Raw genomic sequence first — 13,737 nt, 5'->3', positions numbered from 1 at the left:
CCCGGAACGGGGAGGGGGACCGCGGCGCGAAGCGACGTGGTGGAGGGGGCCCGAGCGCCGGGGCCCCCTCCACCATGCTGCGCATGGTCCCCCTCCCCGTTGCGGGGAGGATTTCGACCCTCCTCATCGCCAATCGCGGCGAGATCGCCTGCCGCATCGTGCGCACCGCGCGGGCCATGGGGATCAGCACGATCGCCGTCCACACCGCGCCCGACGCCGGCGCCCTTCACGTGCGCAGCGCCGATTCCGCGCTCGAAATCCCCTCCTACCTCTCCATCCCGGACCTGATCGACGCGGCCCGTCGCGCCGGCGCCGACGCGGTCCATCCGGGCTACGGCTTCCTCTCCGAAAATGCCGATTTCGCGCAGGCCTGCCGCGATGCGGGCCTGATCTTCGTCGGTCCCTCGCCGGACGCGATCCGGGCGATGGGATCGAAGCGGCTCGCCAAGCGGCGGGTGGCGGAGGCCGGCGTGCCGGTGCTGCCCGGCTATGACGGCGAAGACCAGAGCGAGGCGACGCTGCTGCGCGAGGCGGAGCGGATCGGCTTGCCGCTCATGGTCAAGGCCTCGGCCGGCGGCGGCGGCAAGGGGCTGCGGCTGGTGGCCGACGCCGCCGACCTCCCCGCCGCCCTCGCCCGCGCCCGCGCCGAGGCGGAGAGCGCGTTCGGCGACGGCGAGCTGATCCTGGAGCGCGCGCTCGCCGCCCCGCGCCATGTCGAGGTGCAGGTGTTCGGCGACGCGCACGGCAACATTCTCCATCTCGGCGAGCGCGACTGCTCGGTCCAGCGCCGCCACCAGAAGGTGATCGAGGAAGCGCCGTCACCGGCGGTCGGCGCCGACCTGCGCGAAGCGATGGGCGCGGCGGCAATCGCGGCGGCGCGCAGCGTCGACTATGTCGGCGCCGGCACGGTCGAGTTCCTGCTCGATGCCAATGGCAGCTTCTACTTCATGGAGATGAACACGCGCCTTCAGGTCGAGCATCCCGTCACCGAGGCGGTGACCGGCCTCGACCTCGTCGAATGGCAGCTGCGCGTCGCCCGCGGCGAGAGGCTGCCGCTGTCGCAGGACGAGGTGACGCTCGAAGGCCACGCCATCGGGGCGCGCCTCTATGCCGAGGACCCCTATGACGACTTCCTGCCGCAGGCCGGCCGCCTGCTCGCCTGGCGTCCGCCGCCCGGCGTGCGGATCGACCACGGGCTCTACGAAGGCGCGGAGGTTACCCCCCATTTCGACCCGATGCTGGCGAAGGTCATCGCCCACGGCACGACGCGCGACGAAGCCCGGCAGCGCCTTGCACGCGCGCTGGATGCGCTGCGCGTCCACGGCGTCGTCACCAACCGCGCCTTCCTGAGGCGCATTCTCGACCATCCCGCCTTCGCCGCAGGCGAGGCGACCACCGCCTTCCTCGCCGAGACCCGCTTCGAACGGCCCGCGCCGCCGGCGGAAGCCATGGCCGCCGCCGCCATGGCGCTGGCCCGGCCCGGCTGGTGGAGCCATGGCGACCCGCGCGTGCCGATCCGGCTCGACGGCGAGGCGATGCGGGTGGGCCGCGAGGATGTCGAGATGAGCGGCGAGCGCATCGTTCCCCCCGCGGCCGAGGTCACGATCGAGGGCGACACCGCCTGGCTCGACCATGACGGCGAGACCTGGCGCTTCGCGGAGACCCCGCTCGGCGCCGCGGCCGCCCGCCGCGACGCGCCCGACACGCTGATCGCCCCCATGCCGGGCCTGATCGTCGAGCTGGCGGTCGCGATGGGCGACCGGGTGGAGAAGGGACAGAAACTGCTGGTGATGGAGGCGATGAAGATGCAGCTGGAGCTGAAGGCGCCCGGCCCCGGGATCGTCGCCGAGCTTGCCGTCAAGGCCGGCGATCAGGTCGCCGCCCGCACCCTGCTCGCGCGCTTGGAGCTCGACGCATGAGCTACGCCTCCATCTTCCGCCCCGGCCTGTTCGACGGGCAGGTGGCGATCGTAACCGGTGGCGGCTCCGGCATCGGCCGCTGCACCGCGCACGAGCTCGCCAGCCTCGGCGCCACCGTCGCTTTGGTCGGCCGCAAGCCCGAAAAGCTCGAAGCGGTCCGTGCCGAGATCGAGGAGGATGGCGGCCGCGCCGCCTGCTGGAGCCTCGACATACGCGTCGAGGAGGCGGTGGAGGAGGCCATCGCCGGAATATTGGACCGCTTCGGCCGCATCGACGGGCTGGTCAACAATGCCGGGGGCCAGTTCCCCGCGCCGCTCGCCGCGATCAACCAGAAGGGCTGGGACGCGGTGGTGCGGACCAACCTCACCGGCGGCTTCCTGATGGCGCGCGCCTGCTACAATCGCTGGATGGCGGCCAATGGCGGGGCGATCGTCAACATCGTCGCCGACATGTGGATGGGCATGCCCGGCATGGGCCATTCGGGCGCCGCGCGCGCGGGCATGGTCAATTTCACCGAGACCGCGGCGCTCGAATGGGGGCCGAGCGGCGTGCGGGTGAACGCGGTGGCGCCGGGCTGGATCGCCTCTTCGGGGCTCGATCAATATCCGCCCGCCATGCGCGAGACGATCCGCGGCCTCGCCAAGGCGGTGCCGCTCGGACGGCTCGGCACCGAGGCGGAGATATCGGCGGCGATCTGCTTCCTGCTGTCTCCGGCCGCCGCCTTCGTCTCGGGCGCGACCCTGCGCGTCGACGGCGCCGCGCCCAATGTGAAGGGCCATTGGCCGCTGCCCGATCACGCGCCGGCACCGGCTTATGACGGCTTCCACCGCGCCGCGCCGCCGGCCGTGCTGGAGGATTGAAGCGATGAAGGCGATCCTCACCGCCGCCCTGAACGGCGTCCTCACCGATCCGGCCCGCTTCAACGTGCCGGTGACGCCGGAGCAGATGGCGGCCGCCGCCCGCGAGGCGCGCGACGCCGGCGCCGCCATCGTCCACATCCACTATCGCCGGCAGGAGCCCGGAATGGGCCATCTGCCGAGCTGGGAGCCGGAGGTCGCCCGCGCTATCGTCGATGCGATCCGCGCCGAATGCCCGGACCTCCTCATCAACTCCACCTCCGGCCATGTCGGCCCCGACATTTCGGGTCCGCTCGCCTGCCTCGAGGCGGTGCGCCCCGAAATCTCCGCCGCCAATGCCGGCACGCTCAATTATCTCAAGGCCGCGTCCGACGGCCGCTGGGCCTGGCCGCCGATGGTGTTCGACAATCCGGTCGAGAAGCTCGCGGCCTATCTGGACACCATCTACCGCATCGGCTCCGTCCCCGAGTTCGAATGTTTCGACGTCGGCATCGTCCGCTCGGTCTCGCTCTACATGCAGACGGGCATGGCGAAGGGCGTGCCGCAGATGAACTTCGTGATGGGCGTGGCAAGCGGCATGCCGGTCGACGCCGACCTGCTCGAACTGCTGCTGCGCTACCGCCCCGAAGGGTCGCCCTGGCAGACCACGCTCATCGGCCGCGCCGACATCTGGCCGGTCCACCGCCGCGCCGCCGAGCTCGGCGGGCACCTCCGCACCGGGCTCGAGGACACCTTCTACCTTCCGGACGGAAGCCGGGCCGCGAGCAACGGCCAGTTGGTCGAAGCGCTCGCCGCCTGCGCCCGGCAGGCCGGCCGCGCCGTCGCCTCTCCGGACGAGGCGCGAGCCATGCTCGGCATCGCCGAAACCGCCGGGGGTGGCGAGCGGGGCGCCGCCGCGCTATGAGGAGCGCCATGCCCAACATCTTCACGAAGCATCCGCACGAAGTCGACGAGACCTATCTGGAGCATCTCGCGACCGCCGGCGGCTTCGGCCTCAGGATGACGCTGGGCGGGATCGCCTGCATGATCCACGCGGTCCTCCCCTTCCTGTTCGTCAACACGGCCAGCCGGACGATGTGCGCGCTCCACAAGAAGATGAACAAGCGCGTCGACAAGGTGAACTGGGAGCGTCACCCGATCATCTGAGCCGCGCCGCGTGCCAGCGCAGATGATCCTCCATGAAGGTGGAGATGAAGTAATAGCTGTGGTCGTAGCCCGGCCGCATGCGCAGGGTGAGGTCGATCCCCGCCTCGGCGCAGGCTTTCTCCAGCCGGCATGGCTGCAGTTCCGTCTCCAGGAAATTGTCGGCCGCGCCCTGGTCGACGAGCAGCTCGGACAGCCGCGCCCCGTCCTCGATCAGGGCGACCGCATCGTGCCGCCGCCAGGCCGTCCGATCCTCGCCGAGATAGCGGCCGAGCGCCTTGCGGCCCCACGGCACCTCCGACGGCGCGACGATCGGCGCGAAGGCGGATACGGCGCGGAAGCGGCCCGGGTGGCGCAGCGCCACCGTCAGCGCGCCGTGGCCGCCCATCGAATGGCCCATGATCCCCTGCCGCGCCATGTCGGCCGGAAAGGCCGCCGCGACGACTTCCGGCAGTTCCTCGGCGACATAGGTCCACATCCGGTAATGAGCGTCGTAGGGCGCCTGCGTGGCGTCCACGTAGAAGCCGGCGCCCTGGCCGAAATCATAGGCCGGGTCGTCGGGCACTCCCTCGCCGCGCGGGCTCGTGTCCGGCGCGACGAAGATCAGCCCGAGCTCCGCGCAGGCGCGGCGATACTCGCCCTTCTCGGTGACGTTGGCATGGGTGCAGGTGAGGCCCGACAGATACCAGACGACCGGGCATGGCGCCCCCGCCTCGGCTGCGGGCGGCACGAAGACAGAGAAGGTCATGTCGGTGCCGGTGGCGCGGCTGGCATGCCGCACCACATGCTGGGTGCCGCCATGAGCGCGAGTTACCGAGAGCGTGTCCATTCGATCCTCCCCCTCTCCCCTTGCGGGAGAGGATAGCGAAGCTTGCCGCATCGCGGCTAGCGAAGCTTGGAGAGGGGTCGGCGCCTTCGGCGCCGCGCGGCCAGCGGCCGCGACCCCTCATCCAACTGCGCCTAGGCAGCAAGCTGCCAAGGCTCCGGATCCTTCTCCCGCAAGGGGAGAAGGCTGTTCCTCAATAAACCACCACGCTCCTGATGCTCGCGCCCTCGTGCATCAGGTCGAACGCCTGGTTGATGTCGTCGAGCGGCATGGTGTGGGTGATCAGCGGGTCGATGGCGATCTTGCCGTCCATGTACCAGTCGACGATGCGCGGCACGTCGGTGCGGCCGCGGGCGCCGCCGAACGCCGAGCCTTTCCACACCCGCCCCGTCACCAGCTGGAACGGCCGGGTCGAAATCTCGCGCCCGGCCTCGGCGACGCCGATGATGACGCTCTCCCCCCAGCCGCGGTGGCAGCATTCGAGCGCGGCGCGCATCACGTCGGTGTTGCCGGTGCAGTCGAAGCTGTAATCGGCACCGCCGTCCGTCGCATCGACGATCGCGGCGACCAGCTTGTCGGCGCCGACCTCGTTCGGGTTGATGAACTGGGTCATGCCGAAGGCTTCGGCCATGGCGCGCTTGGCGGGATTGATGTCGACGCCGATGATCCTGTCCGCGCCGACCAGCCGCGCCGCCTGGGTGACGTTGAGTCCGATCCCGCCGAGGCCGAACACGACGACATTGGCGCCCGGCTCCACGCCGGCGGTCCAGAGCACCGCGCCGACGCCGGTGGTCACGCCGCAGCCGATATAGCAGATCTTGTCGAACGGCGCGTCCTCGCGGACCTTGGTGACCGCGATCTCCGGCATGACCGTGAAGTTCGAGAAGGTCGAGCAACCCATATAATGGTAGATGGTCTCGTTCCCCAGGCGGAAGCGGCTGGTCCCGTCCGGCATCACGCCCTTGCCCTGCGTCGCCCGGATCGCGGTGCACAGGTTGGTCTTGCGGCTGAGGCAGCTTTTGCACTGGCGGCATTCGGGCGTGTAGAGCGGAATGACATGGTCGCCGACCTTCACCGAGGTCACGCCTGCTCCCACTTCCCGCACGATCCCGGCGCCTTCATGGCCGAGGATCGAGGGGAAGATGCCCTCCGAATCCTTGCCCTCCAGCGTGTAGGCGTCGGTGTGGCAGATGCCGGTCGCCATGATCTCGACCAGCACCTCGCCGGCCTTCGGCCCGTCGAGATCGACTTCGTGGATCTCCAGCGGCCGGTTGGGCGCGACGGCGATGGCGGCTCTGGTCTTCATCTTGATCTCCTTCTCAGTCCTCCCTGCGAGCGAAGCTCGCGGGGAGGGGGACCACCCGAAGGGTGGTGGAGGGGCAAGGACGCTGCCAGCCCCTCCACCATGCTCCGCATGGTCCCCCTCCCCATGGAGCTTCGCTCCACAGGGAGGATATCAGCGTGCCCACTTCCACCGATCCTTGAGGATCGCCTGTGCGGCATTGTGGCCGGGCGCGCCGGTGACGCCGCCGCCCGGATGCGCGCCCGCGCCGCAAAGGTAAAGGCCCGGCAGCGGCATCCGGTAATCGGCCGCCCCGATCATGGGACGGGCCGAAAAGAGCTGGGACAACCCCATCTTGCCGTGGAAGATGTCGCCGCCGACAAGGCCGAAGCGGCGCTCGAGATCGAGCGGGCTGAGCGCGAGCCGCCCCACCACCGATGCGGCGAAGCCCGGCGCGAAGCGATCGACGTGACGGATGATGTGATCCGCCGCCTCGTCGCGCCTGGCGTCCCAGCCGCCCGCCACCTCGTAGGGGAAATGCTGGCAGAACAGGCTCGCGACATGCGCGCCGGCGGGCGCGAGGCTGTCGTCCAGCGTCGACGGGATCAGCATCTCGACCACCGGCTCCCGCGACCAGCCGTCGCGCCGCGCGTCGAGCCAGGCGCGGTCCATATAGCCGAGCGACGGGCCGATGATGATGCCGGCGGTCAGATGGTCGCCCGGTTCCGGCAGCGAGGTGAAGCGCGGCAGTTCGGACAAAGCCAGATTCATCCGGAAGGTGGCCGACTCGCTCTGCCACTTGGCCATGCGCCCGGCGCTGTCGGCATCGACTGCGCCTTCCGGCAGCAGCGAGGTGAAGAGCAGCTTCGGGTTCACACCGGCGGCGACCGCCGCCGCGCGATAGGCGGTGCCGCGCGCCACCACGCCCGCCGCCCGCCCGCGCTCCACGATCACCTCCTCGACCGGCGTATCGACCAGGATTTCCACGCCCTTGGCGCGGCAGGCGCGCGCCATCGCTTTGGTGATCGCGCCCATGCCGCCGATCGCATGACCCCATGCGCCCTCCACGCCGGCCGCCTCGCCGAACAGATGATGGAGGAGCACATAGGCCGAGCCGGGCTCGTAGGGGCTGGCATAATGGCCGACAACGCTGTCGAAGCCGAACAGCGCCTGGACGATTTCGGTCGAGAAATAGCGCTCCAGGATTTCCGCCGCGGAACGGGTGAAGAAGTCGGCGAGGTCGCGCTGTCCCTCGATGCCGAGCCGGGCGACGCCGCCGCCGAGCTTCAGCATGGCAAGCAGGTCTCCGAGGCCGCCGCCGGCATTGGGCGGGGCCCTCAGCAGCCATTGCCGCAGCACGCCGACCACCCGGCCGATCGCCGCGGCATAAGCGTCGAAATTTTCCGCGTCGCTGGCCGAGTGGCGGGCGATCTCCCGCCGCGTCAGCCCATTGCGGCCGGCGAGCAGATGCTCGGGACCCTCGGTCGGAAGGAAATTGTCGATCTTGCGCAGGACCACCCGCAGGCCATGCGCGTCGAGGCGCATGTCGCGGATCACCTGGGGGTTCAGCAGGCTCACCGTGTAGCTGGCGGTGGAGTTGCGGAAGCCGGGGTGGAATTCCTCCGTCACCGCAGCCCCGCCGACCACGCCCCGCGCCTCGAGCACCGCGACCTTCAGGCCGCGATCGGCAAGATACCAGGCGCAGACGAGGCCGTTATGCCCCGCGCCGATGATGAGGACGTCGATCGGACCCGCTTTCGCCATCGGCACGGGCTATAGGTAGGCCGCCGGTCCGCCGCCAGTGGGATTGGAAACAAGCGAAGGGCCGCGCGGAGATTCGCCCCACGCGGCCCCGCTTGCCTCAGGCCGGCTCAACCGCCGGTATAGGCGACGAAGTCGAGATGCGTCAGCGCCAGGTTCGGACTCACGGTCGCGAACAGGATCGCATCCGCCCCGCCTGCTCCGTCCGCATCGTAGAAGATCTGGCCGGTGGCGCTGTTGTAGATGATCCGGTCGTCCGCATCGGCCGCCGCCGTCCCGACCCGGAACGCGCCGGCGTCGAGCACGCCGTTGGAGCCGATTCCGGTGAAGATCGCACGATCGAGGTGGATGGTATCGTCCGCGACGTTGAAGTCGAGGATGGCATCGACATTGTTCACCGGATCGAGCGCGGTGTCGAAGTAGAAATTGTCCGCACCGGTGCCGCCGACGAGCGTGTCGTTCCCCGCGCCGCCATAGAGATGATCGTCGCCGGCTTGGCCGTGGAGATAATCGTCGCCGTCCATGCCGCGCAGCACGTTCGATCCGGCATTGCCGAAGATCGCGTTCGCCAGCTCGTTCCCGGTGAAGTTGACCGCCGTGGTGCCGTTGACCGACGTCGTGCGAAGGACCTCGACATGGCTGCCCGCCGCGAGCGTGTAGCTGCCCCGCGAGAAGATGGTGTCGTGCCCCTCGCCGGCATGTTCTATCACGACGTCGTTCGGGTTGTCGACGATGTAAGTGTCGTCGCCCGCGCCGCCATACATGGTGTCGCTGCCCGCACCGCCGTCGAGCAGGTCATTGCCCGCACCGCCGTACAGAATGTCGTCGCCGAGGCCGCCGTAGAGCTTGTCGTCCCCGTCGAGGCCATAGATCACGTCATTGCCGCCAAGGCCGAACAGCTCGTTGTCGCCGGCATTACCTTCGATCTCGTTGGCGAAGTTGTTGCCGGTGAGCTTCAGCGGATCGGTGCCGAGGCTGTCGGTGGTGCGCAACGCCTCCACATGGGTGGTGGCGGCCAGCACGTAATCGACCGACGCGCGTACCGTGTCGTACCCTTCGCCGGCGAGTTCGATCACCTGATCGCCCGCGCTGTCGACGAAGTAGGTGTCGTCGCCGCTTCCGCCCCGCATGATGTCGTCGCCGGCACCGCCGTCGAGCAGATCGTTGCCAGCACCGCCGAACAGCTGGTCGATCCCGGCGCCGCCGTAGAGCCGGTCGTTGCCGTCGCCGCCGTTCAGCTGATCATCGCCGTCGCCGCCATGCAGTTCGTCATCGCCGCCGTGGCCGAACAGTACGTCGTCGCCGCTCATGCCGCGCAACTCGTTGGCCCCCGCATTGCCGTGGATGGTGTTGGCGAACTCGTTGCCGGTGAGGTTGATGGCGGTGGTGGCGTTGCCGGCGTTGGTGCGCAGGATTTCCACATGGCTCCCGGCGGTCAGCGTGAAGCTGGTCCGCGCGAAGACCGTGTCGATCCCTTCGTTCTCGTCTTCGAGCACCGTGTCGCCTTCGGAGACGATGTAGGTGTCGTTGCCGCGGCCGCCGCGCAGGATATCGTCCCCGGGGCCGCCGTCGAGAAGGTCGTCGCCGTCGCCGCCGAACAGTTCATCATCACCGGCGAGGCCATAGAGCTTGTCGTCGCCGTCCATGCCTCGCAAAATATTGTTGCCCGCATTGCCGAAGATCGAATTGTCGAACTCGTTGCCCGTGAAATTCACCGGCGCGGTTCCGCTGACGGCCGTGGTCCGCAGGGCCTCGATGTGGGAGCCGGCGAGCAGCGTGTAGCTGCCGCGCGAGAAAATCGTGTCGAAGCCTTCGTTCGCGAACTCGTAGACTTCGTCATCTTCGCTGTCGACGATGAAGGTGTCGTTGCCTGGGCCGCCCCACATCTTGTCGGTTCCGGTGTCGTCCTCACCCGCGCCGCCGTCGATGATGTCGTCGCCCTCGCCGCCATAGATGTGGTCGTTGCCGAGGCCGCCGGTCAGCACGTCGTTGCCGGCATTGCCGTAGATCGTCCAGGGATCGTTGGTCGGCGCCTGGAACGTGTCGGGGCCCGCCGTTCCGTTGAAGACCGGCGCGAACATGCCGATGTTGAGCGTGTTGTTGACGCTGCCGCCGGGCTCTTGGCCGTAATCGAGGCGGATCGGCCGGGTCAGCACCACGCCGCCGGACCGGTAGCCGTTGCTGTCGTTCGGATCGTTGTTGTTGGGATCAATCGCCTCGCCGCCTGGCAAGGTGACGTAGTAGGTCGCGAGCGCGCCGCCGCCGACGAAGTTGGAGGCGTTGAGGCGGATCAGATAGTCGCCGGCCGCCAGATGCTCGAACTTGTAATTGCCCGACGCGTCCGTGGTGGTGGTGCCGATTTCGGTGTCGTTGGCGTCCCACTCGCCCGCCACGTCGCCGTCGTCGGCGAACAGGGTGATCGAGACGCCGCCGATGCCGGCTTCACCCGCATCGCGCTGGCCGTTGAAATTGGCGTCGTGGAAGATGAGGTTGCCGAGCGTCAGCAGGTCGAGCGCCAGCGGCGTGGTCGATCCGCCGAGCGTCTGCTCGTTGGTCTGCTCGATGAAGGAAATGCCACCGTCGAGTCCAGTAACGCTGCTCGCCATGACGAAATTCGGGACGATGCGATTCTCGCCGAACCCGGGGACGGCTTCGAGCCAGGTGAGCGTGACGCTCTTACCGGCATAGAGCTGCCCGATCTGGAACGGCCCCGCCGATCCCGGGTTCGGGCCGGCCGGGATGGAATTGGCCGGCGCTCCCGTGCCGAGGGTGCCGGAACCCGCGGAGGTCGAGGGCGGCGTGATGGTGGCGGCGGTGTAGCCGTCGCCGCCCAACACGCCCGTGCTCGACGAGGGCGCCGCGGGAACGGTCGGAGCGGTCGGCTGCGGCACTGCGTTGAGCGCGAGATTGTGGATGGTGGCGGTCGACGACTTGAAGCCCGCGGAGGTCGTCGCCGTGTTGACGCTTTGAAGATAGGATGCCGCCGACGCAGCGCTGTTGCCGCCGGTGTGGCCCGCAATATGGACGTTGGCCAGGTTGGTGGCGCGCAGCGAGATGTCGTTGTAATTCGGCTCGTTCCCCGCCGTCGCGACGTTGTTGTTCCGCGCGTCGAGGTACATGACCGGCGCGGAGCCGCTCAGAATGCCGGTGTTGAAGCGGAGGCCGTGGCCGGAGTCGGTGGGATGGCCATAGTGGGAGAGGCTGTTGTTGGTGACGGTGAGGTTGAAGCGGCCGCTTCCCTCGCCCTGATCGAACACCATGCCCATGTCGTACCACTGGCGAACGGTATTGCCGGTCACCAACGCGGTGTGCGTGCCGTTCCCTCGCTGCTCGACGTAGATGCCCATGCCCTGTTCGGAGCCGGACAGCGGCACCGAGGCATTACCGATGAAGTTGTTGGCGATCGTGCCGTTGAACGTGCCGGTGCCGGTCAGCTGCGCGACGTGGATGGCGCCACCCTGGCGGTGACCGATCATCGGATCCGCGGCGGTGCCGTTGTTCGAGATGTCGTAGAACAGCGAGCCGTTGTGAGCGCCGGCGATCACGAACACGCCGCCGCCGAAGCCGTTCACGTGCCCATTCTGCATGTCGTTGTTCTTGAACGTGAAGTGCACGTTCGAATTTTGCAGCAGCGACAGGTTGAAGTGATCGCCGCCATGCGACGTGAAGATGTTGTTGGACGCATTGATGAACATGGTCGAGGTGCCGCCGGCCTCGACGTGGATGCCGTCGTCTCCCTCGACGCTGGAATGCGTGTTCTTGATGTCGTTGCGTAGAACGTTGAGATTCAGCGTTCCGGCATTGTTGTCGATCATCAGATTGTGCTGATAACCGCCGGAAATCAGATTGTCGGTGAAGTTCGCATTCCCGGTCAGCTCGTCGAAGCGGATCGCGCTCTCGCGGCTGCTGGAAAGAATGGAATTGCCATGGAACCCGGTCAGGTTGGAGTTATCCAGCGTGAAATTGTTCACGTTCTGACCGCGAATGCCGTAATTGTCCATGTTGCTGAAGTTCATGTTCTTCAGCGAAATGTTGGACACGTTCTCGAGATAGACGCCGGTTCCGGCCGTCGTAACGCCGTGGGTTCCGTGGGTCTTCCCTGTGATCGAGCCGCCGGTACCGTCCGTCGTCCCGGTGCCGGTGACGGCGAAACCGCCGGTGCCCGCGTTCCGGAGGTAAATGCCGGTCGCCTCGCCTCCCGCGGCTCCGACCTGCTGAAGCGTGATGCCGCCGCTCGACGTCCCGTCGATCCACACGGCCGAACCGGTGGTGGCATGGGCGGTGTTGTTGTTGCCGCTGATCGCGAGCGTGCCGCCGCCGCTGGCGCTGATCGCGCGGCCGCTCGTCACATCGACGTCAAGGCCGCCATTGCTGAAGTTCAGGATGCTATTGGCGTTGCCGGTGAAGCTGATACCGCTGCCGCTGGTCGCATCCAGATCTTTCGACGCACCCGAAAAGGTGAGGTTGCCCGCACCGCTATTGCCCTGAACGTTGAGCGCGTTGCCGCCGCCGCCGGCATTGAGGATGACGTTGCTCGACACGGTGGCGTTGACCGCGACGTTGCCCTGTATGTTGAGTGCATGGCCGGCACCGGCGTACACGTCGAGCGTGCCGCCGGAGACGCCGAAATTGGTGGCCCCAAAGTTGCTCTGGATGTTGATGCCGTTGACGACGCTGGTGATGTCCTTCACACCCGCGCCATTCATCACGAATGTCGCATCCGTGTTGCTCGAGAAGTTGATGCCAACATTGCCGCCGGCGTTGACGGTCACCGCGCCGCCGAGCGTCACGCCGATCGCGCTGCCTGATCCGGTCACATCGATACCGGTCTGCACATGGCTGCCGGTGATGCTGGTGGCGCCGGTGACCACGAACGTCCCCTGCACCTGGTTCAGGTCGATGACGCCGCCCCTGGCGACGCTGGTGCCCGTCGAACTCGCGCTGTTGAGTTGGATGGAGACGGTGCCACCCTGGTCGATATCAAGGATCTGGCCTTGGCCCGAGACCGCCACGTTGGCGATCGTCAGGTTGCCCACGGACTTGTTGCCGTCGACGATCCCGACCGCGCCGGTCGAGGTGCCGTGGAAATTGATGCCGCGCACCTCGTTGCCGGCGTCGAGCATGACGCCGTGAACACTGTGATTGATGGTCGAGTTGGCCGCGCCGGTGCTGATGGTGATGCCGTTCGCCTGGAAGGCTTGGCCGCCGCCGTAGAGCTTCTGGTTCGCCTCGAGCTGGATGCCGCCGGTCAGCGCCGTCGTGCTGTTGTAGACGAAGATCGTGTCGCCGGCCGCGTCGAAGTCGTCGGCCCCGTGGAGCCCGTTCAGCGGGGCAAGCGAGGTGAACGGCCGGAGGTAAGAGCCGTCGGCGCCCACCGAGCTCGCGTCGGCGTTCACATACCAAACGTTGTTGGCGATGGTGAAGGTGACGGTGCCGGGCTGGTTGGCCGGAAGATCGTCCGCGTCCTTGATCGTGTAGGTGAAGTTCGGCGTCGAATTGACCGCGAGACCGGTCTTGGGGACGAAGGTGAAGGTCTGCGCGCCCCAGTTCACCGAAAGGGTGCCGACCTCGTCAATGCCGTTGAAGACGGTCACCGTGGAGCCCGAACCGACGGGAATGCCGCCGATGCTGGTGATCGTGACCGCGCCGCCGTCCGGATCGTAATCGTTGCCGGTCAGGCTCGCGAAGGACAGGGTGATCGGCGTGTTGCCGGTGATGCTGAAGGCGTCGTTGCCCGTCACCGGCGTGATCTTGATCGATCCGCTCTGGACCGTCCCGGGGAAGTTGTCCGTGATCTGGATGCCGGTGACCAGGTTCGATCCCGTATTGGCAATGGTCACCCCGAACAGCAGGATATCGCCTGCGTCGACGCGACCGTCGCCGTCATTGTCCTGGAACAGGCTGGTCGTGCGAGTAGCGGTAACGGACATCTTGATATTCCCCCTCCGA

Annotated in this window: 8 protein-coding genes; 4 read left to right on the top strand and 4 right to left on the bottom strand. The window is 67.7% G+C overall.

Features of this window, described 5'->3' with window-relative positions; all coding sequences use genetic code 11:
- The first annotated feature begins 74 nt into the window (after nt 1–74).
- Genes ACK4K7_RS10705 through ACK4K7_RS10690 form a run of 4 tightly spaced genes read left to right on the top strand, consistent with a single transcriptional unit; the run spans nt 75 to nt 3,922 of the window.
- Nucleotides 75–1,919, top strand: coding sequence for an acetyl/propionyl/methylcrotonyl-CoA carboxylase subunit alpha (locus tag ACK4K7_RS10705; protein ID WP_431865890.1), 1,845 nt, complete (start codon nt 75–77; stop codon nt 1,917–1,919).
- Nucleotides 1,916–2,779 carry an SDR family oxidoreductase gene (locus ACK4K7_RS10700; protein WP_431865888.1) on the top strand — a complete coding sequence of 288 codons (864 nt, stop codon included), beginning with the start codon at nt 1,916–1,918 and terminating at the stop codon, nt 2,777–2,779. Before ACK4K7_RS10705 ends, ACK4K7_RS10700 begins: the two co-directional genes overlap by 4 nt.
- A gap of 4 nt (nt 2,780–2,783) precedes the next feature.
- A complete protein-coding gene (locus ACK4K7_RS10695) occupies nt 2,784–3,680 on the top strand; it encodes a 3-keto-5-aminohexanoate cleavage protein (protein ID WP_431865886.1) in 897 nt (298 codons plus the stop codon).
- 8 nt (nt 3,681–3,688) lie between these two features.
- On the top strand, nt 3,689–3,922 hold the full coding sequence (locus ACK4K7_RS10690) for a DUF6356 family protein (RefSeq protein WP_431865885.1): 234 nt from the start codon (nt 3,689–3,691) through the stop codon (nt 3,920–3,922).
- Here the strand turns inward: ACK4K7_RS10690 and fghA are convergent.
- From fghA to ACK4K7_RS10670, 4 genes are all read right to left on the bottom strand, one after another.
- Nucleotides 3,915–4,748 carry an S-formylglutathione hydrolase gene (gene fghA, locus ACK4K7_RS10685; RefSeq protein ID WP_431865883.1) on the bottom strand — a complete coding sequence of 278 codons (834 nt, stop codon included), beginning with the start codon at nt 4,746–4,748 and terminating at the stop codon, nt 3,915–3,917. The two genes, ACK4K7_RS10690 and fghA, sit on opposite strands and share 8 nt — an antisense overlap.
- 190 nt (nt 4,749–4,938) lie before the next feature.
- Nucleotides 4,939–6,051, bottom strand: coding sequence for an S-(hydroxymethyl)glutathione dehydrogenase/class III alcohol dehydrogenase (locus ACK4K7_RS10680; RefSeq protein ID WP_431865881.1), 1,113 nt, complete (start codon nt 6,049–6,051; stop codon nt 4,939–4,941).
- 150 nt (nt 6,052–6,201) lie between these two features.
- On the bottom strand, nt 6,202–7,791 hold the full coding sequence (locus ACK4K7_RS10675; protein ID WP_431865879.1) for a phytoene desaturase family protein: 1,590 nt from the start codon (nt 7,789–7,791) through the stop codon (nt 6,202–6,204).
- A 107-nt stretch (nt 7,792–7,898) separates the two neighbouring features.
- The gene (locus ACK4K7_RS10670; RefSeq protein ID WP_431865877.1) at nt 7,899–13,718 is read right to left on the bottom strand and encodes an SdrD B-like domain-containing protein; all 5,820 of its coding nucleotides are present in this window, start codon (nt 13,716–13,718) and stop codon (nt 7,899–7,901) included.
- Nucleotides 13,719–13,737: the final 19 nt, after the last annotated feature.

It is taken from the genome of Allosphingosinicella sp., from assembly GCF_046295735.1.
Lineage (GTDB): Bacteria > Pseudomonadota > Alphaproteobacteria > Sphingomonadales > Sphingomonadaceae > Allosphingosinicella.
The sequence above is the reverse complement of the archived record's forward strand: the minus strand, read 5'-3'. Positions and strand labels throughout refer to the sequence as shown.